The organism is Rhodococcus sp. MurmanLake-1, assembly GCF_056945715.1.
The window spans coordinates 796033-815382 of the sequence record NZ_JBWZNF010000001.1; the positions used below are offsets into that span (position 1 = coordinate 796033).

At 63.5% G+C, this 19350-nt stretch carries 19 protein-coding genes; 1 reads left to right on the top strand and 18 read right to left on the bottom strand.

Annotated features, from left to right (window positions below; genetic code table 11):
- The first annotated feature begins 13 nt into the window (after nucleotides 1–13).
- Nucleotides 14–589 (top strand): dihydrofolate reductase family protein, encoded by a 576-nt coding sequence (locus AC2ETI_RS03610; protein ID WP_019747963.1) that lies wholly within the window; start codon nucleotides 14–16, stop codon nucleotides 587–589.
- Here AC2ETI_RS03610 and trmD read toward each other — a convergent pair.
- The 18 genes from trmD to AC2ETI_RS03700 form a co-directional block, all read right to left on the bottom strand.
- Nucleotides 586–1290 (bottom strand): tRNA (guanosine(37)-N1)-methyltransferase TrmD, encoded by a 705-nt coding sequence (trmD, locus tag AC2ETI_RS03615; RefSeq protein ID WP_019747962.1) that lies wholly within the window; start codon nucleotides 1288–1290, stop codon nucleotides 586–588. The genes AC2ETI_RS03610 and trmD overlap by 4 nt on opposite strands.
- A 9-nt stretch (nucleotides 1291–1299) precedes the next feature.
- Nucleotides 1300–1872, bottom strand: coding sequence for a ribosome maturation factor RimM (rimM, locus tag AC2ETI_RS03620; RefSeq protein WP_322742208.1), 573 nt, complete (start codon nucleotides 1870–1872; stop codon nucleotides 1300–1302).
- Nucleotides 1873–1886: 14 nt separating this feature from the next.
- The gene (locus AC2ETI_RS03625; protein ID WP_003939023.1) at nucleotides 1887–2129 is read right to left on the bottom strand and encodes an RNA-binding protein; all 243 of its coding nucleotides are present in this window, start codon (nucleotides 2127–2129) and stop codon (nucleotides 1887–1889) included.
- Nucleotides 2126–2596 (bottom strand): 30S ribosomal protein S16, encoded by a 471-nt coding sequence (gene rpsP / locus AC2ETI_RS03630; protein ID WP_003942818.1) that lies wholly within the window; start codon nucleotides 2594–2596, stop codon nucleotides 2126–2128. The genes AC2ETI_RS03625 and rpsP overlap by 4 nt, the downstream gene beginning before the upstream one ends.
- A 209-nt stretch (nucleotides 2597–2805) precedes the next feature.
- The gene (locus AC2ETI_RS03635; RefSeq protein ID WP_483633576.1) at nucleotides 2806–3888 is read right to left on the bottom strand and encodes an amidohydrolase family protein; all 1083 of its coding nucleotides are present in this window, start codon (nucleotides 3886–3888) and stop codon (nucleotides 2806–2808) included.
- Nucleotides 3889–3891: 3 nt separating this feature from the next.
- Nucleotides 3892–5469 (bottom strand): signal recognition particle protein, encoded by a 1578-nt coding sequence (gene ffh, locus AC2ETI_RS03640; protein WP_003942713.1) that lies wholly within the window; start codon nucleotides 5467–5469, stop codon nucleotides 3892–3894.
- A 115-nt stretch (nucleotides 5470–5584) separates the two neighbouring features.
- On the bottom strand, nucleotides 5585–8092 hold the full coding sequence (locus AC2ETI_RS03645) for a [protein-PII] uridylyltransferase (RefSeq protein WP_070796281.1): 2508 nt from the start codon (nucleotides 8090–8092) through the stop codon (nucleotides 5585–5587).
- Nucleotides 8082–8420 carry a P-II family nitrogen regulator gene (locus AC2ETI_RS03650; protein WP_003942772.1) on the bottom strand — a complete coding sequence of 113 codons (339 nt, stop codon included), beginning with the start codon at nucleotides 8418–8420 and terminating at the stop codon, nucleotides 8082–8084. The genes AC2ETI_RS03645 and AC2ETI_RS03650 overlap by 11 nt, the downstream gene beginning before the upstream one ends.
- A gap of 56 nt (nucleotides 8421–8476) precedes the next feature.
- Nucleotides 8477–9736 carry an ammonium transporter gene (locus AC2ETI_RS03655; RefSeq protein ID WP_042450902.1) on the bottom strand — a complete coding sequence of 420 codons (1260 nt, stop codon included), beginning with the start codon at nucleotides 9734–9736 and terminating at the stop codon, nucleotides 8477–8479.
- A gap of 247 nt (nucleotides 9737–9983) precedes the next feature.
- Entirely contained in the window at nucleotides 9984–11432 is a 1449-nt protein-coding gene (gene ftsY / locus AC2ETI_RS03660) for a signal recognition particle-docking protein FtsY (RefSeq protein ID WP_483633577.1), read from the bottom strand.
- Between the two features lie 42 nt (nucleotides 11433–11474).
- On the bottom strand, nucleotides 11475–15062 hold the full coding sequence (gene smc / locus AC2ETI_RS03665) for a chromosome segregation protein SMC (protein WP_483633578.1): 3588 nt from the start codon (nucleotides 15060–15062) through the stop codon (nucleotides 11475–11477).
- A gap of 26 nt (nucleotides 15063–15088) precedes the next feature.
- Entirely contained in the window at nucleotides 15089–15373 is a 285-nt protein-coding gene (locus tag AC2ETI_RS03670) for an acylphosphatase (protein ID WP_019747956.1), read from the bottom strand.
- Between the two features lie 5 nt (nucleotides 15374–15378).
- Nucleotides 15379–16302 (bottom strand): SMP-30/gluconolactonase/LRE family protein, encoded by a 924-nt coding sequence (locus AC2ETI_RS03675; RefSeq protein WP_483633579.1) that lies wholly within the window; start codon nucleotides 16300–16302, stop codon nucleotides 15379–15381.
- The gene (locus AC2ETI_RS03680) at nucleotides 16302–16754 is read right to left on the bottom strand and encodes an OsmC family protein (protein WP_020907278.1); all 453 of its coding nucleotides are present in this window, start codon (nucleotides 16752–16754) and stop codon (nucleotides 16302–16304) included. Before AC2ETI_RS03680 ends, AC2ETI_RS03675 begins: the two co-directional genes overlap by 1 nt.
- 41 nt (nucleotides 16755–16795) lie before the next feature.
- Entirely contained in the window at nucleotides 16796–17665 is an 870-nt protein-coding gene (mutM, locus tag AC2ETI_RS03685) for a bifunctional DNA-formamidopyrimidine glycosylase/DNA-(apurinic or apyrimidinic site) lyase (RefSeq protein WP_019747953.1), read from the bottom strand.
- 8 nt (nucleotides 17666–17673) lie between these two features.
- Nucleotides 17674–18447, bottom strand: a complete 774-nt coding sequence (rnc, locus tag AC2ETI_RS03690; protein WP_019747952.1) for a ribonuclease III — start codon at nucleotides 18445–18447, stop codon at nucleotides 17674–17676.
- A 19-nt stretch (nucleotides 18448–18466) separates the two neighbouring features.
- Nucleotides 18467–18649, bottom strand: a complete 183-nt coding sequence (rpmF, locus tag AC2ETI_RS03695; protein ID WP_007729318.1) for a 50S ribosomal protein L32 — start codon at nucleotides 18647–18649, stop codon at nucleotides 18467–18469.
- Between the two features lie 2 nt (nucleotides 18650–18651).
- The gene (locus AC2ETI_RS03700; protein WP_007729319.1) at nucleotides 18652–19212 is read right to left on the bottom strand and encodes a YceD family protein; all 561 of its coding nucleotides are present in this window, start codon (nucleotides 19210–19212) and stop codon (nucleotides 18652–18654) included.
- Between the last annotated feature and the right edge of the window lie 138 nt (nucleotides 19213–19350).

Consider the following 19350-nt stretch of genomic DNA (forward strand, 5'->3'; position numbering starts at 1 on the left):
AACGGAGCGTTTCATGCGAAAGCTTGTGTACTACGTGGGAGCTTCCCTCGACGGCTACATCGCGGGACCAGACGGCGAATTCGATTTCTTCCCGGTTTCCGAACAGATCACGGCCTGGATATGCGATCGATATCCCGAGACCGTGCCAACGCATGTGCGGCCCGCTCTCGGAATCGAGGACGCACCCAACAGAACCTTCGACACGGTCGTCATGGGCCGCGGCTCTTACGAGCCCGGGCTGAGCCTCGGCGTGACCAGCCCCTTTGCGCACCTGCGCCAGTTCGTCGTCTCCAGCACCCTCGCTGACGCCGAGGATCCCGCGGTCACCATCGTTCGCACCGATCCACGTGCGGTCGTCAGATCCCTCAAAGAGGAAGAAGGACAAGATATCTGGCTGTGCGGCGGCGGAACTCTCGCCGGCGAACTACTACCGGAGATCGACGAGTTGATCGTCAAAAGGTATCCGATTGTCGCCGGCGCGGGCATACCGATGATCAGAGGTAACTTCGAGCCGACACTGTTCACACCGACTGCAACCGAATCGCTCGACGACGGCGCAAGCATCACCTGGTTGAAGAGAAATACCTAAGGAAGTAGATCCGGTCGACGCTCGGCCGTGCGCTGCAGCGACTGCTCATGGCGCCAGGCTTTGATCTTCGCGTGATCTCCGGAAAGCAGAACAGGCGGAACCTCGAGATCACGCCACACGGCGGGGCGAGTGTAACTGGGCCCTTCGAGGAGCCCGTCGGAGAACGAATCCTCTTGGTGTGACAGCTGATTGCCGAGAACACCGGGCATCAGTCGCACAACAGCCTCGACCATCACCAGCACGGCTGCTTCGCCGCCGATCAGAACGTAATCGCCGATACTGACTTCTTCAACGCGAACCCGCTTGGCGGCGTCGTCGAAGACGCGTTGGTCGATACCTTCGTATCGGCCGCAGGCGAAGACAAGGTGCTTGGCGGTGGCCCAGCGATGTGCGGTCGCCTGAGTGAACGGGACGCCGGCGGGAGTCGGCACCACCAGGATCGTCTCGGCATCATCCGGGCCGGAAGAATCGGAGCGACCGATCACGTCGTCCAGTGCCGGACCCCAGACGGTGGGTTTCATGACCATGCCGGGTCCGCCGCCGTACGGGGAATCGTCGACGGCTTTGTGTACGTCATGGGTCCACGACCGAAGATCGTGGACGTCGACCGAGATCAAGCCACGTTCGATTGCCTTGCCCAGCAAGGCAGCACGAAGCGGTTCGAGATACTCGGGAAAGATGGTGACGACGTCGAGACGCATGACAAACGATCAGTCGTTGTCTGGGTTCGAATTATCGCTGTTCGACTTGTCACCGAAGTCCGGGTCGAGCAGTCCCTCGGGAGGCTCGATCATCACGACGCCGTCGGCAATCGACACCGAGGTGACGATGGCGGCGACAAACGGGATCAGCAATTCACCGGACGTCTCACCGGTGCGGCGAATCGAAAGCAATTCGCCTGCGGCGGAATGCAATACCTCGACGACCGAACCGACCTCGGTACCGTCCGTGAGGACGACCTTCAGTCCTTCGAGTTCGTGATCGTAGAACTCGTCCGGATCATCCGAAGGCTCGAGTTCGGAACTGTCGATGACAAACAGTGTGCCGCGCAACGCATCTGCGTCGCCACGGTCACTGACGCCTTCGAGGCGCAGCAGAAGCCGCCCGGAATGATCCCGGGCGGCTTCCACTGTGTACGACTTCAGTGTGGACTCGCGCGGCTTGCGCCCACGCAGCACAGAACCTACGGCAAAACGATCTTCGGGCTCGTCTGTACGAACCTCGACTACCAATTCACCTTTGATGCCATGCGACTTCGCGACACGACCGACTACGAGTTCCACCTGTTTACTGCCGTCTACTGATCGGTGTCGACGACATCAACACGGATACCGCGGCCACCGATGCCGGAGACCAAGGTCCGCAGCGCGGTCGCCGTGCGACCACCCCGACCGATGACCTTGCCGAGATCGTCGGGGTGCACGTGCACCTCGACGGTCCGTCCCCGACGTCCGGTGATCAGCTCGACACGCACATCGTCGGGATTGGCGACGATGCCACGCACGAGATGCTCTACCGCATCAGCGACGACGGCACTCACTTGTCAGCAGCCTCGGCGTCTGCAGCGGGAGCCTCGGCGTCAGCCGCGGTGTCTTCTGCCTTGGCCTCGTCAGCCTTTGCAGCCTTCTTCTTCTTGGGGGTGATTGCTTCTGCAACCGGCTCGTTCTCGGCCTGCGCGAGTGCAGCCTGGAAGAGTTCGAGCTTGGTGGGCTTGGCTTCCTTGACGCGCAGGGTGCCTTCGGTGCCCGGCAGGCCCTTGAACTTCTGCCAGTCACCGGTGATCTTGAGGAGTGCCTCGACGGGCTCGGTGGGCTGTGCGCCCACGGACAGCCAGTACTGAGCGCGCTCGGAATCGATGTCGATCAGCGAGGGCTCTTCCTTGGGGTGGTACTTGCCGATGGTCTCGATCGCACGGCCGTCACGACGGGTGCGCGAGTCGGCGATGACAACGCGGTACTGAGCGTTGCGGATCTTGCCGAGGCGGGTGAGCTTGATTTTGACAGCCACAGCTGCAGTTCTCCTTCAGCGCGCACAACAGTGCTGCGCATGTCACGTGCAATTCAGCGACCCACACGATTTGTGAGCCCGGTTTTGCCTCTATCCTGTGACCGTCGCAGCGGTACGTAACCGGTTGCGACGAACAATGGTCCATTGTGCCAGATGGGTGGGCTCGTTCGGAAACCACCCTGTGCGCGCTTCGAGAGTGCAGGGACTCCCTAACCACTCACGGGGGTGCCGCGGAGGATCACACGCGCCGGCTTCGCGAGCACATCGGAGTTTCCGCGCGGATCTTCGGAATAAACCACCAGGTCGGCGGGCGCTCCCTCTTCGATGCCCTGGGCACCCAACCAACTCCGCGCATCCCAGCTGGCTGCGCCCAACGCCTGGTGAGCTGTCAATCCGGCAACTTCGAGTTCGGCGATCTCGTCGGCGATCCGCCCGTGCCTGATCGAACCGCCGGCATCCGTTCCGGCATAGATCGGAATCCCGGCCTCGTGAGCGGCACCGATTGTCTGGTGCCGACGAGCGTGCAAATCGCGCATGTGCGCCGCGTAGATCGGATACCGCGTGGCGGAGTCCGCGATCTCGGGGAAAGTAGCGATGTTGATCAGCGTCGGAACCAGGGCCGTGCCGTGCGCGACCATCGACTCGATGGTCGCGTCCGTCAATCCGGTGCCGTGCTCGATGCAGTCGATACCGGCGTTGATCAGGCCGGGCAAAGCGTCTTCGGCAAAAACGTGAGCGGTGACCTTTGCGCCTTCGGCGTGGGCGGCAGCGATGGCCTCGACCAGGATCTCGTCGCTCCACAAGGGAGCCAGATCGCCGACGGAACGATCGATCCAGTCGCCGACGAGCTTGACCCAGCCGTCACCAGCGCGTGCCTGACGCACTACCTCGGCCGGCAACTGAGATTCGTCGTCCAGGTCGACCGGCAAGCCCGGGATGTACCGCTTGGGTGCCGCGATGTGCTGACCTGCGCGAATGATTCGCGGCAAATCGAGGCGCTCGTCGATGAACCTGGTGTCGACCGGTGATCCGGCGTCGCGGAGCAACAGCACGCCCGCGTCACGTTCGGTCTTCGCCTGCTCCAGCAAGCCGTCGACGGTTTCGCCCCCGCCACCGCCGTAGCGGATACCGACGTGACAATGCGCATCCACTAGACCCGGTGTGATCCAACCCGATTCGACGATCGTCTCCGCACCGGACACCGCCTCGAAGGAAATCAGCCCGTCGACGATCCACAATTCGATCGGCTCGGCATCGGGCAGACCGATACCCCGCAGATGAAGCGCAGCCACCGACTACTTCTTGGGCAGCTTGAGCTGGGAAAGATCGATGCCTTCCAGTCCGGGCGGCAACTGATCGAGACCCTTGGGCATGTTCGACAGGTCGGGCATACCGGCCGGCATTCCGCCGGGCATACCCGGGAATCCGCCCATGCCGGGGAATCCTCCGCGCATCTTGGGCTGCGTCGGGCCCTTGCCGCCCTTCTTGCCCTTCTTGCCCTTCTTGCTGCGAACCTGCTTACGCGCGCCGGGCATGCCCATACGGCCGGCCATGGCAGCCATCATCTTGCGGGCTTCGAAGAAGCGATCCACCAACTGGTTGACGTCGGAAACCTTCACGCCCGAACCGTTCGCGATGCGCAGTCGGCGTGAGGCGTTGATGATCTTCGGATCGTCGCGCTCGGCCGGCGTCATACCGCGGATGATGGCCTGAATGCGATCGAGTTGCTTCTCGTCGACGTTGGCCAGCGCGTCCTTCATGCCGCCGGCACCCGGCAGCATGCCGAGGAGGTTGCCGATCGGGCCCATCTTGCGGACGGCCATCATCTGATCGAGGAAGTCTTCGAGGGTGAGCTGACCGGAACCGATCTTCGCTGCGGTCGCTTCGGCCTGATCGGCGTCGAAAACCTGCTCGGCCTGCTCGATGAGGCTCAGTACATCGCCCATACCGAGGATCCGGCTGGCCATGCGATCGGGGTGGAAGACGTCGAAATCTTCGAGCTTCTCGCCGGTGGACGCGAAGAGGATCGGCTGGCCGGTGACCTCGCGGACGCTCAGTGCGGCACCACCGCGGGCGTCGCCGTCGAGCTTAGTGAGGACGACACCGGTGATGCCGACTCCCTCACGGAACGCGTCGGCGGTACTGACCGCGTCCTGACCGATCATGGCGTCGAGGACGAAGATGGTCTCGTCCGGGTTGACGGCGTCACGGATACCGGCGGCCTGCGCCATCAGCTCGGAGTCGATACCGAGGCGACCGGCGGTGTCGACGATCACGACGTCGTAATGCTTGTTGCGTGCTTCTTCGACGCCGGCCCGGGCGACCTCGACGGGGTCGGCAGCGGACACGCCCAGTGCGTTTTCGCCGCCGCCGATGGAGGTACCGGGGTGCGGCGCGAAGACTGCCGCGCCCGCACGCTCACCGACGATCTGAAGCTGAGTGACGGCGCCGGGACGCTGAAGGTCGCAGGCTACGAGGAGGGGCGTGTGCCCCTGGTCCTTGAGCCACTTGGCCAACTTTCCGGCCAGCGTGGTCTTACCGGAACCCTGCAGACCGGCCAACATGATGACCGTCGGCGGAGTCTTGGCGAACTGGAGTCGACGAGTTTCGCCGCCGAGAACCTCGACCAGCTCTTCGTTGACGATCTTGACGACCTGCTGAGCGGGGTTCAGTGCACCCGAGACCTCGGCGCCCTTGGCGCGTTCCTTGATCTTGGCGATGAAGCTGCGCACTACGGGAAGCGCGACGTCGGCCTCGAGCAGGGCAAGGCGGATCTCGCGGGCCGTAGCGTCGATGTCGGCGCCGGACAGACGACCCTTGCCACGCAGATCCTTGAGAGATCCGGTCAATCTGTCGGAAAGGGATTCGAACACCGAGTGCGCTCCTGAAGGTCGTGCGAGTTAGCCGTGGATATTCTCGGGCACCAGCCTAGCCGCTACGCCCGCACCGATCCCAGCCGATGCGGGCGTAACTGCCGAAACCGGTCCGTCAATCCTCTTTCTTCTTCGGTTGTGGCACCGGAACCACCGCCAGCACCGCCTCCTCGACGCGCTCTCGCGCCGCGCGGGTATCGGCCTCACCGAAGTCGAGGCAGAACGCGTCGACCACCGAGGAACCCAACGTGGCGACCTTCGCCCACCGGATGTCGGCACCACTGTGTTCGAGTGCTGCGGCCAGTCGGCAAAGCAGGCCGACGCGGTCTTCGGTACGCAATTCGAGGATCGCGTGACCGTCACCGGGCGCGTCGAACCAGATGACCCGCGGCGGTGCCTGCGAATAGAGCACCGGAACCGCCGAGTCCTTGTTTGTCTGGATCGGGTCGTCCCACTGCTCTGCCCGTGCCTCCTCGTCCTTGGCGTCGAGAAGTTCGAGCAGATTCAGTTCACCGGCCGAAGCGCGGATCAATTCCTGCCTGAGCAGCACCGCCTGCGGCGGTGTGCCGAACCTCGGTGTGACGACAAACGAATTGACCGCCGAACCCGCATGCGACCCCAGCGAAGCGGAATGCACCCGCAACGACTGCAACGCCAGAACGCCGGCAGCCCGAGACAGCAGCCCGGGCGCGTCGGGCGCGATGACGGTCACGACGTAGGTGTGCGGATTCTCGGCCGGTACGAGCGAGACGTGAACCCCGCCCTCCTCGGCAATGGCCAACTGCTCGGGAGCGAGTGGATCGGGTTGTGGGAGTTCCTCCCCCGCCATCAACAAACGGCAACGACGCACGAGCTCACCGATCAGAGACGACTTCCAGTCGCCCCAGACGCCAGGCCCGGTGGCCAGCGAATCCGCCTCCGCCAACGAATGCAGGAGATCGAGAAGCGTCCCGTCCCCTTCGAGTGCGTCGACCACTCGCTGCACCGTTGCCGGATCGTCGAGGTCGCGACGGGTCGCCGTTTCCGGCAGCAGCAAGTGATAGCGCACCATCGCCGTCAACGTCGCGACGTCGGAAGGCCAGAGTCCCAAGCGATTTCCGATCGCGGTGGCCAATTCGGCACCGACGACGCTGTGGTCTCCCCCTCGCCCCTTCCCGATGTCGTGGATCAACGCACCGAGCATGAGCAGATCCGGCCTAGCGACGCGAGTGGTGAATCCGCTTGCATACGCGGCGGTTTCGACCAGGTGGCGATCCACCGTCCACGTATGGACGGCGTCGCGCGGCGGAAGATCGCGAATGGTCCCCCACTCCGGCAGGAGTCGACCCCAGAGCCCGGTCCTGTCCATCGCCTCGATCACCGGAACGGCACGCGATCCCGAACCGAGCACGACCAAGAGATCGTTGACCGCATTTTTCGGCCACGGCTCACGCAGTTCCGGGGCATTGTCGGCCAGTCGATTGAGCGTCGACGCGGAGATCGGCATGCCGTTGGTGGCCGCCGCTGCCGCGACCCGCATCACCAGACCGGGATCCTTCTTCGGCCTCGCATCGCGCGCCAGGACAACTTCGCCGGCATGCTCGACGACGCCCTCGTCCAGTGGTCGCCGCACCGGCGCGCGACGCAGCCGCGACAAACCACGCCGGGGCAAGGAGTTTCCGGCGGTACGGATACCGACGTCCACCGAATAGCTGATGGTGCGCGCCGATTCACTGAGAAGGCGGGCCAGATCGAATCGATCACCGATCCGCAGCGCCGCACCGATTTCGTCGGCGTCCTGCGCTCGCAGTTGATCGCGGGCGCGACCGGCAACGCGGTGAAGTTCGGTGCGCACGTCGAGCAACCGCCTGTGCGCGAGTGCCAGACCGCCGCCGGGCGAGTTGGGTCCCAGCCCTGGCATCCCGTCGGTCAATTGCGCGATGGACAGGGCGTTGAGCAGTTGGACGTCACGCAGCCCGCCACGGCCGCTCTTGAGATCCGGTTCGGCGCGATGGGCGATCTCGCCGCTGCGCTCCCACCTCGTACGGGTCTGGGTGATCAATTCGTCGAATCGGCTGCGGATGTCCATGCGCCACTGTCGACGGACACCACTGATCAACAGGTTGCTCAGCTCCACATCGCCGGCAATGTGGCGTGCTTCGAGCATTCCGAGTGCCGCCGTCATGTCGGTGGCCGCAACCTGAAGCGCCTGCGGAAGCGTCCGCACGCTGTGGTCGAGTTTGATGTGCGCGTCCCACAGCGGGTACCACAGGCTGTCCGCAACCTGGGCCACGACTGCTGGGTCCATGTCGTCGTGCAGCAGAATCAGATCGAGATCGGAATACGGCAACAGTTCGCGTCGGCCAAGACCACCCACGGCGACGATGGCAAACCCACAATCCGGTTTGATGCCCAGTTCGGTCCCCTTGGTGGTCAACCAGAACTCGTGCAGATCGACCAGTGCATGTCGCAGAGAAGGGGCGTCGAGCCTCCTGTTCTTGACGCCTCCGGTGAGTAGGGCCTTGCGTGCGCGGGCCAGGTCCGCAGCTTCGTCGGATCCCCCTGACGAGACCGGCCCTGGCCCCGTCGCTTTCGCGACGGAACCAGGGCCGAGGTTCTCGGACCCTTTCGGGTCAGAGTGCATCGCCACCGCGTTCCCCGGTGCGAACCCGGATGACCGACTCGACTGGCGAGACCCACACCTTGCCGTCACCGATCTTGCCGGTGCGAGCGGCCTCGACGATCACCTCGACCACCTTGTCCACGGCCGCGTCGTCGACGACGACCTCGACCCGGACCTTGGGTACGAAGTCCACGGAGTACTCCGCGCCTCGGTACACCTCGGTGTGACCCTTCTGTCGGCCGTAGCCCTGAACTTCGCTGACTGTCATACCCAGCACTCCGGCCTGCTCGAGTCCGGTCTTGACGTCCTCGAGCGTGAACGGCTTGACGATTGCTGTGATCAGCTTCATGTGCTCATCCCTTTCCAAACTCTGAAGTGCCTGAATTCACTTTAATCACGTGCTGATCACGCGAGGTCGTATGCGGTCTCTGCGTGTTCGGTCTCATCGATGCCGCGTGCCTCGTCCTCGGCCGAGATTCGCCAGCCCAGGGGCTTGAGTGCGAAGCCGATGATCGTCGTCAGAACGCCGGTGAAGACGAGTGCTGCGAGTGCGATCACGATCTGAACCACCAGTTGCTTGTAGTCGCCGCCGTAGAAGAGGCCGGTTGCGGTGCCGAAGAATCCGATACCGATCGTGCCCCACAGGCCGGAGACAAGGTGCACACCGACGACGTCGAGCGAGTCGTCGAAGCCGAAGCGGAACTTCAGGCCGACTGCGAGAGCGGACAGGATGCCGGCTACGGCGCCGAGGAAGATGGAACCGACGGGGTTGAGCGCACCGGCAGCAGGGGTGATGGCGACCAGACCGGCGACCGCACCGGAAGCTGCGCCGAGGCTGGTGGCGTGACCGTCACGAATACGCTCGGTGGCGAGCCAGGCCAGGACTGCGGCACACGTCGCGGTGGTCGTGTTGACCCAGGCGAGACCGGCGTTACCGTCGGCGGCGAATGCCGAGCCGGCGTTGAAGCCGAACCAACCGAACCAGAGAAGTGCTGCGCCGAGCATCACGAAGGGCAGGTTGTGCGGACGGAAGGCGGTCTTGCCGAAGCCGAGACGCTTGCCGACGATGAGGGCGAGGACCAGACCGGCCATACCCGCGTTGATGTGAACGACTGTGCCACCGGCGAAGTCGATCGGAGCGACGTTGGCGACGGTGACTCCGTCGTCGTTGACCGTGGTGCCGAAGAGCTTTGCCGCGATGCCGTCCTCGGAGCCCGAGAGGAGTCCGCCGCCCCACACCATGTGTGCGAGGGGGAAGTAGACGACGGTGACCCAGATACCCGAGAACAGCAGCCAGGTGCCGAACTTGACCCGCTCGGCCAGGGCACCACTGATAAGGGCGGTGGTGATGATCGCGAATGTCACCTGGAACGCGATGTCGATGACGTTGGGGTAGCCCCACGCGCCGGCGATGAAGTTGCCGTCAGCATCGGTGATGCTGTTCTTGAGGCCGAAGAACTCGAACGGGTTGGCAAAAATGCCCCCGATGTTCTCGGTGCCGTAGGACATCGACCATCCCCACAGAACGTAGATGACGCCGATGACGGCCATGGCCCCGAAGGACATCATCATCATGTTCAGGACGGACTTGGACCGAGACATCCCGCCGTAGAAGAAAGCGAGGCCGGGTGTCATCAGCAAGACCAGAGATGCAGCCATCAGCATCCATGCGGCGTTACCGGAGTTCGCCAACAAATCGTCGGTACTCACTTACTACCTCCTAGTCGCACGTGCCGGGCAGCACGTCGTTAAGGAGAAGAGTGCTGGGCTGGTGTTTCGTCCATGGCGCTGTCGCGTTTCGCAGACGTGAACCAATTGCCCAACTTTGTTGCAAACAGGTTTCGCCAGGGGGTTCTACCGACCCTGTGCGCCTTTTCGGTAGTTCGCGCTACCAAAAAGGCGCACGGGGGCGTCAGCCCAGGAGCGCGTCGACGAATGCACCCGGCTCGAAGGGCGCCAGGTCGTCGGCACCTTCACCGAGACCGACCAACTTCACCGGCACACCCAGTTCATGCTGAACCTGGAAGACAATTCCGCCCTTGGCAGTTCCGTCCAGCTTGGTCAGTACGACGCCGGTGATGTCCACGACCTCCGCGAACACTCGAGCCTGCGCCAGTCCGTTCTGGCCGACCGTCGCATCGAGAACCAGCAGAACGTCGTCGACCGACGCCTTCTTCTCGATGACCCGCTTGACCTTGCCGAGCTCGTCCATCAGACCGGTCTTGGTGTGCAAACGGCCCGCGGTGTCGATGAGGACCACGTCGACGCCGTCCGCGATGCCGCGAGAGACCGCGTCGAATGCAATCGCAGCGGGATCGCCACCCTCCTTGCCACGAACAACTTCAGCGCCGACACGCTCGGCCCACGTCTGGAGCTGATCGGCAGCGGCGGCGCGGAACGTGTCCGCGGCGCCGAGCACGACGCGACGACCGTCGGCGACGAGCACGCGAGCCAGCTTGCCGGTGGTGGTTGTCTTGCCGGTTCCGTTGACGCCGACGACGAGCAGAACAGCCGGGTGATCATCGTGCGGCAACGCGCGGATGGAGCGGTCCAGTTCCGGACGCAGTTCGGCGATCAACACCTCGCGCAGAAGGGCGCGGGCGGCAGCCTCGGTCCGGACGCTGCGGGCCGCCATCTGCTCACGAAGCTTCGTGACGACCTTTTCCGTGGTCGCGGAGCCGAGGTCTGCGATGAGAAGGGTGTCCTCGACTTCTTCCCACGAGTCCTCGTCGAGATCGCCGCCACCGAGTAGGCCGAGCAAGCTCTTGCCGACTGCTGACTGCGAGCGGGAGAGGCGCCCGCGCAGTCGGTCCAGCCGACCCTCGGTCGGGTCGATCTCGTCCAGCACGCGCGGTGCAGGCTCGACGGACTCGGGAACTACGACGGACTCGGGAACTACGACGGGCTCGGGTACGACTACAGGTTCGGGAACGACAACAGGTTCGGGAACGACAGGTTCTTCGACAACAGGTTCTGCTACCGGTGGTTCTTCTACAATCGGCTTTTCGATTACCGGCTCTTCGACAACCGGTTTCTCGACGACGGCCGGCTTCTCCGCAACAGGTTCTTCGACGACAGGTTCTTCGACGACAGGTTCTTCGACGACAGGCGGCTTCTCCGCGACCGGCGGCGTCGGAACCACCGGAGGTGGCGCCGTTGCCGTCGAGCCTTGACTGAAGTTGAACCCGCCGCCGGCCTTGTAGCCGCCTGACTTGTCCTTCTCGGGGGTGCCGAGCTCCGGCTTCGTCTCGGGCGCCTTCAGCGACACCTGCCCCTTGCGGTAGCGCAGGAATCCGGCAACGAGAACGACGAGTAGTACGGCCGCTACAGCCGCGATGATGATCCAAGCCTGGGTAGTCACCGGCCCATTGTTTCAGGCTCCGACCCGGAAAGTGAGCAGGGCTTACGTCGAGGCCATGTCTTGACCGCGAAGTCGCTGCGAAATCACGGTGGTGATGCCGTCGCCGCGCATGCTGACTCCGTACAACGCGTCGGCGATTTCCATCGTCGGTTTCTGGTGAGTGATCACGATCAACTGCGACTTCTCCCGCAATTGTTCGAAGAGTCCGATCAGCCGCCGCAGGTTGGTGTCGTCCAACGCCGCCTCGACCTCGTCCATCACGTAGAACGGGGACGGGCGTGCCCGGAAGATCGCGACCAGCATGGCCACCGCGGTCAACGACTTCTCGCCGCCCGACAGCAACGACAACCGCTTGACCTTCTTACCGGGCGGACGCGCCTCGACTTCGATGCCTGTGGTCAGCATGTCCGACGGATCGGTGAGAACCAGTCGTCCTTCTCCCCCGGGGAACAATTTCTCGAACACCCCCACGAACTCCCGCTCGACGTCGGCATAGGCCTCGGTGAACACCTGCAGAATTCGTGCGTCCACGTCTGCGACCACAGCAAGAAGGTCCTTGCGTGCGGTCTTGACGTCTTCGAGCTGAGTGGAGAGAAAGGTGTACCGCTCCTCGAGAGCTGCAAATTCCTCGAGCGCCAGCGGATTGACCTTGCCGAGGGTGGCGAGGTCTTTCTCCGCCCGCTTCGCGCGCCGTTCCTGAGTCGCACGATCGTACGGAAGCGGAGCGGGGGCGGTTACCTGCTCGCCGCGCTCCTTGGCCTGCTCGTACTCCTCGATTTCGAGAGCGGTCGGCGGCAGTTCGACGTCGGGTCCGTACTCGGCGATCAGATCATCGAGGCCTATACCGTACTGATCGAGGATCGACTCCTCGAGTTGTTCGATGCGCAGCGCTGCCTGAGCCTTCGCAACCTCGTCGCGATGGACGGCGTCGGTGAGTGAAGCGAGCTGTCCGGTCAGTGCCCGGACGATCTCGCGGACCTGATCCAGCTTGGCCGTGCACTCGGAGCGGGCCCGAGCCAACTCGTCGCGATGAGCAAGAGCTCCAGCGACGACGGCCTCGAGTTCGGCCGCCACGCGCTGCCCCGACTCGGCGACGGCAGCTGCAACCTCCGCAGCGTGCGCTCTGGCGCGCAGAGCCCGCTCGGCGCGAATTCGTGCCTCTCGTTCGGCAGCAGCGGCGCGGCGAAGCGAATCAGCCTTTCCGCGTACGGATTCCGCACGTTCTTCGGCGGTGCGCACGGCAAGGCGAGCATCCATTTCGACTATGCGCACTTCGGCCAGCGCTGCTGCGGCCATTTCGCGATCGGCAGCGGTCGATTCCGCACCGTGTCCCGGTGCAGTGCCGTCGGTTTCGGCGACGCGCAGACGTTCTTCCAGGTCCGCCAGCTTTGTCAGCGACTCACCGCGGCCCTCCTCGGCACGCACTCGCTGGGCAGTCAACCGCTCGGATTCCGCATGGGCGACTCGTGCTGCCTGCCCCAATCTGCCCAACTGCTCGTAGATCGCGGACATGGCAGCGTCCGACTCGTTGAGCGCGGCCAAAGTCTGCTCCGCGGTCTCGCGTCGAGCGGCCTGTTCGGCCAGAGCGCCGGACAGCGCCGCATCGAGTTCCTCGGATCGGCTCTCCGTTGCCGCCAGTTCCGCTGCTGACGCGTCGATCGCCGCCTGTACCTCCAGCGAGCTGGGTTGCCGATCCGAGCCACCGATCATCCACCCCGAACCGTGCAGATCGCCGGAACGCGTCACTGCACGAATTCCCTTGTGATCAGCAACAACTCGAATCGCGTCCTCGAGAGTCTCGACCAGGACAACGCCATCGAGTATTGCGGTCAACCCCGCACACAACTCGTCAGGGCAGTCGATGACGTCGACGGCAGGACGACTGCCCGGTGCGATCTCGGCCTCGCGTTTGATCACCGGTTCACCGCTCACGATCAGCGAGGCACGCCCACCGTCCTGATCGGCCAGCGCTGCAACAGCGGAGCGAGCCGAGTCCAGCGACTGCGCCACGACGGCGTCCGCCGCCGGCCCCATCGCGGCAGCGATGGCAGCTTCGTAGCCGGGCTCGACGTGAATCAATCCGACCAGCGAGGTGATGCCGTCGTCGCGCCGATGTTCGAGCAGCCAGCCGCCACCGTCCTTGCGCTGCAAGCCCATCGACAGTGCCTCGACGCGCGCACGGAGCGAAGCTATGCGTTGCCCGCTCGTCTTTTCTTCCTCACGAAGTTCTTCGACACGTGCGTCGATCATCTCGAGAGCTTCGACGGCGCGTTCATGATTGGTGTCGAGGCCTACTTCACCGGCGTCGAGGTCCCCGATGCTTTCCTGCACCGTGTCGAACTCGGCTTGTGCGGCATCCCCACGCAGACGAGCCTCGTCGATGGCCTCGGTCAGTCGGGAAACTTCCGCGTCGACGGATTCGACGCGGGTACGCAGAGTGTCGACCTGACCGGAGAGTCGAGCAAGACCTTCACGGCGGTCGGCGACGGCACGAACTTCCGCCATGTGCGCCCGTTCCGCCTCTGCTGCAGCATCTTCGGTGGCTGCCAGCTGGTCCCGAGCAGCTTCCGACGCCGCTCGCGCGATTTCGACGCCTTCGAGGAGTTCGGCCTCCTCGGCCGCAAGACGTTCGGCGCGCGCTTCCATCTCGTCCGGGTCCTGGCCGCGGTTGCCGACGGGTTCGGAGTCGAGATGTCGTGCACGCTCGCGGGCGATGCGCACGGTGGCGTTGACTCGTTCGGCAAGCGCGGAGAGCTGGAACCAACTCTGCGCAGCCGCTTCCGATCCCGGAGTCAGACGAGCGAGAGCTTGCTCCTGGCGCCCGAGTTCGAGGTTGGCCTCGTCGAGCGCGGACGCCACCTCGTTGTGCTGTTCGCGGGCCGCTTTCTCGTCCTGCGCCTGGTCGTTCAGTTGGGTTCGACGGGTCACCAGGTCGTCAGCGGCCAGCCGCATCTTGGCATCACGCAGGTCAGCCTGGACCGTCTGTGCTCGCCGAGCAACCTCGGCCTGGCGTCCCAGCGGTTTGAGTTGCCGACGCAGTTCCGCGGTGAGGTCACTGAGTCGAGCGAGATTGGCCTGCATGGAATCGAGCTTGCGTACCGCTTTTTCCTTGCGGCGGCGATGTTTGAGGACTCCCGCGGCTTCTTCGATGAAGGCGCGTCGATCCTCGGGGCGGGATTCGAGGATCGCGGCGAGCCGTCCCTGCCCGACGATGACATGCATTTCGCGGCCGATACCGGAGTCGCTGAGCAGTTCCTGGACGTCCATCAGACGGCAGGACGAGCCGTTGATCTCGTACTCCCCCGCGCCGTCGCGGAACATCCGGCGCGTGATCGACACCTCGGAGTACTCGATCGGGAGCGCGCCGTCGGCGTTGTCGATGGTCAAGGTCACCTCGGCGCGGCCCAGCGGCGCGCGGCCGGAGGTGCCGGCAAAGATGACGTCTTCCATCTTGCCGCCGCGCAGAGCCTTGGCGCCCTGCTCGCCCATCACCCAGGTCAACGCATCGACGACGTTGGATTTACCCGAGCCGTTCGGCCCGACGACACAGGTGATCCCCGGCTCGAACCGAAGAGTCGTTGCCGACGCAAAGGATTTGAATCCCTTGAGTGTCAGACTCTTGAGGTGCATGGGGGGAAACTTTACCGCCAAACCGGTCAGCGTTCGACGAACCCTGTCAGGTCGCCCCTGGCGGGGTCCCAGCTGTCGACCACGAGATCCACCGTGCCCGGTGTTGTTCCCGAGCGAAGCAACTCCAACAATCTCTCGAGCTGCGTGCGTTCGCCTTCCGCCACGACGAGCACTCGACCGTCACGCTGATTCGACGCATATCCGATCAACCCGAGTTCGAGGGCGCGGGCCCTGGTCCACCACCGGAACCCGACGCCCTGAACATATCCGTGAACCCACGCCGTCAACCGCACAGGCGGTGTCTCAGTCATGACGTTCAGCCCGCCACACGTTCGAGACGGTGGACGTCGCCGAGGAAACCGGCGGTGTAGATCGAGTTGGGGTCCCAGCCCGGGCCGGCACCGAACTTCACCGCGGATGTGAACGGCAGACCCGAGGCGATCTCACACGAAGATCCCGAATCCGGATCGACGCGAACAACTTTGCCGCCGGCATTGAATGCGACGTACAACGCGCCGTCCGGTCCGACGGTCAGATCGTCCGCCATGTTTGCCGGACCGAACCCGGGGAGCGTGATCGTTCGCACCGGCCCGCCCAGATCGTGTGCGTCGAGGACGTGGACCGCGGTCACCATGTCGAAAGTGGTCGTTACGTAGATCGTCGAACCGGAGCGTGCGAGGCCGTCGACGGTGCCGAGATCCTCACGAACGATCGAACTGGTTCCGCCACTGTCGATGACCGTGAGCCCCGGCCGGGTCAGGGTGCGAGCTGTGAGGAAACGGTTACCGTCCAGCGGCACAAGCCCGTTCGGCATCACCAGACCGTCGGCAATCGTTGTCACCGATCCGTCTGCGACGTCGACCTTACGAAGGCTGCCGTCGGCGATTCCGAACAGACCCGAGACAGTCGAGTTGCCCGTGGTGAAGTACACGGAACCGTCACGCGCGACCAGCCCGCCAGGTCCGGTGACGTCACCGACCAAAGTTGTCCGTGTTCCGTCCGGCGCCACTTTCAGCAGTGCACCCGGCCCTATCAGAGCCGACTGCGACAACACCATCGATCCGCTGCCGTCGAATTCGAGATTCTCGAGCATTCCGGCACCAGTCGTCACGACGCTCGACGTCCATTTGCCGCAACCACCGTCCGAGCCGTCGGCCGGGACCGAGGCCTGTGCCGGAGCACTCACCGCCACAACGGAACCCAGTGCGATCGCAGCGACAACACTGCCGGCGCGGGACATCAGGCTTCCGTGTCGAACGACAGCGTGACCTTGGTTCCGGCCTTGAGAGTGCGCCCGACCGTGCACACCTTGTCGACGGAACGCTCGACGAGAGTGATGAGGCGCTGCTGCGCTTCGGCATCCAACTCACTGAGGTCGAGTTCGAGAACCTCGTCGAGCTGCGGGTAGACCTCGTTTTCACGATCGGCGGCACCGGACACTCGAACCGTCGCGTCGTAGTTGTCACCGAGGCGGCGAGAGATCGGGAAGTCTGAGCTCATCCCGGTGCATGCAGCCAGTGCAATTTTGAGGAGTTCGCCGGGCGTGAAGACTCCTGGCACCGATTCGGAGCCGATGAGAACCTCTGCGCCACGCGAACTCTTGCCGGTGTAGAGGCGGGTTCCTGTGCGTTCCACCCAAAGCTCCGTGTGAGCTGGGGCGGTTGCAGTGTTGTCTGGAGTCTGTTCAGCCATGACGCAATCTTGCCACTCCGCCGAACCGAAGGGGCGGAGACCTAGGCGATTCGCCGTGCCCTCGGGGTCGGCTGACACCGCGGGCAACTGAACGACGATCGATTCATGAACTTCTCACGCTTGATCGGCGCGCCGCATCGCGGGCACGGAAGATTCTCCTGCCCGTACGCCGACAGCGACCGGTCGAAGTAGCCCGATTCCCCGTTGACGTTCACGTACAGCGCGTCGAAGGACGTACCGCCCTGATCGAGCGCCTCTCCCATCACCGAGTGCGCCGCGGTCAACAGTTCTCGAAGTTTGGGCCTGGTGAGCGATTCGGCGATTCGGTTGCCGTGAATCTTTGCACGCCACAATGATTCGTCGGCGTAGATGTTTCCGATTCCGGAGACCACTGTCTGGTCGAGAATCGCGCGCTTGATCTCGGTGTGCTTGCCCCGCAGGACTTTCACGACGGATTCGAGATCGAACGCAGCATCCATGGGATCGCGAGCGATGTGCGCCACCGACTCGGGCAGCATCGTTCCGTCGACCTCGACGAGGGGTGAAATCGACCAGCCCCCGAAGGTCCGCTGGTCGACGAATCGAAGATCAGCCCCGGAATCGAGGGCCAACCGAATGCGTAGGTGCTTTTCCCAGTCGACTGTCGGGGGTTGGACCAACATCTGTCCGCTCATCCCGAGATGAACCACCAGTCCGACACCGGCAGGCTCGAGAACCAGCCACAGATACTTGCCGCGACGCTCTGCCGAAGCGATGGTCTGCCCGGTGAGTTGGCCGATCAAGTCCTCGGAACCGAGAATGTGGCGCCTGATCGCGCGGGGATGGAGGACCTCGACGGCCTCGATCGCCGCACCTACAGCATGAGACTGTAGGCCGCGGCGAACGACTTCGACTTCGGGAAGCTCAGGCAAGAGTGAACTCAGCCGGCGAGATCAGACGGGTTGTCAGCAGCGACTGCGCTAGCAGCGGCATTCTCCGACATCGTCTTCCATGCCGAACTTGCTGCCTTCTGCTCGGCTTCCTTCTTGGAACGACCGACACCGACGCCCAAGGGCTTGCCACTGATGAGAACCGTGGCCGTGAATTCCTTGTCGTGATCGGGTCCGGTAGCGGTGATCTCGTAGACGGGAACTCCGGCACCGTGTTCTGCGGTCAGTTCCTGCAGACTCGTCTTCCAATCCAGACCCGCGCCGAGAAGCGGTGCGCGAGTGAGTAGATCGTCGAACAGATCGAGAACAACACGTCGCGCAGTATCGATGCCGTGCTGCAGGTGAATGGCGCCGAGAATCGACTCCATACCGTCGGCGAGGATGGACGGCTTGTCACGGCCGCCCGTCATTTCCTCACCCTTACCCAGCAGCAGGTGCGCTCCGAGTCCACCTTCACCCAGAGTCCTGGCAACCTCGGCGAGTGCATGCATGTTGACCACGCTGGCACGAATCTTCGCCAGATCACCTTCGGATTTGTCCGGGTGGGACAGATAAAGATTTTCGGTCACCGTGACGCCGAGAACGGAATCCCCGAGAAATTCGAGGCGCTCGTTCGTGGGCAGACCGCCGTTCTCGTACGCGTACGAGCGGTGCGTGAGAGCCAGGGTCAGAAGACCGGGCTCTATATCTACGCCGACAGCGGCGAGGAGCTTGTCGTGATTGCCCTCGCCGCCGGCGGCTGAAACTGTATTTTCGCTCGTCATAGTCTTTCTCCGGGGAGAACTAGACAGCAGCGGTTACCTGGCGGCCCTTGTAAGTACCGCATGACGGGCATGCGATGTGGGGAAGGGTCTGCTCGCCACAGCCACGGTTGGGGCAGGTAACGAGGGTGGGCACAGTGGTCTTCCACTGGCTACGACGCGACCGCGTGTTGGATCGCGACATTTTGCGCTTGGGGACAGCCACTTCTACTTCTCCTCGGCTTCGGTGATCACAAGATTTTCGCTGGTGTTTGATTCCACGCCAAATTTGGCCGCGAGACCAGCCCAGCGAGGATCAAGTATGTCATGCCCATGCCCAGATTCCGCAATCGCCAGGCGAATGCCACATTCTGAGCACAATCCCAGGCAATCGTCACTGCACAGAGGCTGGAGCGGAAGCGCCAGACCGACTGCATCGACGATGACCGGTTCGAGGTCGATTTCGTCGTCTTCGACCGCGTAGACCTCTCCCTCTTCCGTCGTCTCCTCGGTGGTGCTGTCCGGGTAAGCGAACAACTCCGTGAGATAGATGTCCACGGTGTCAGTGAAAGGTTCAAGGCACCGCGAGCATTCACCCTTGGTGGGTGCGTGCACGTTTCCGGTGACGAGAACGCCTTCGGACACTGCTTCGAGACGAAGATCGAGATCTATGTCCGCGCCCGCTTCGATCGCGATCAGATCGAGACCGATACGGTTCGGGGACTGAATTGTTCTCTCGACGGTACGCATCGACCCTGGACGACGACCGAGCTTGACCGTGTCCAGCAAAAATCCCGCATCACTTGATTGATGCGACGAACTACGACGATGCGTTGACAAAGAGAACTCACCTAACTGTTGAAACTGGTATGGGCAACCACTCCACAATACGGCAGCTACAACGCAAATCCCAATTCCGTCCACGAA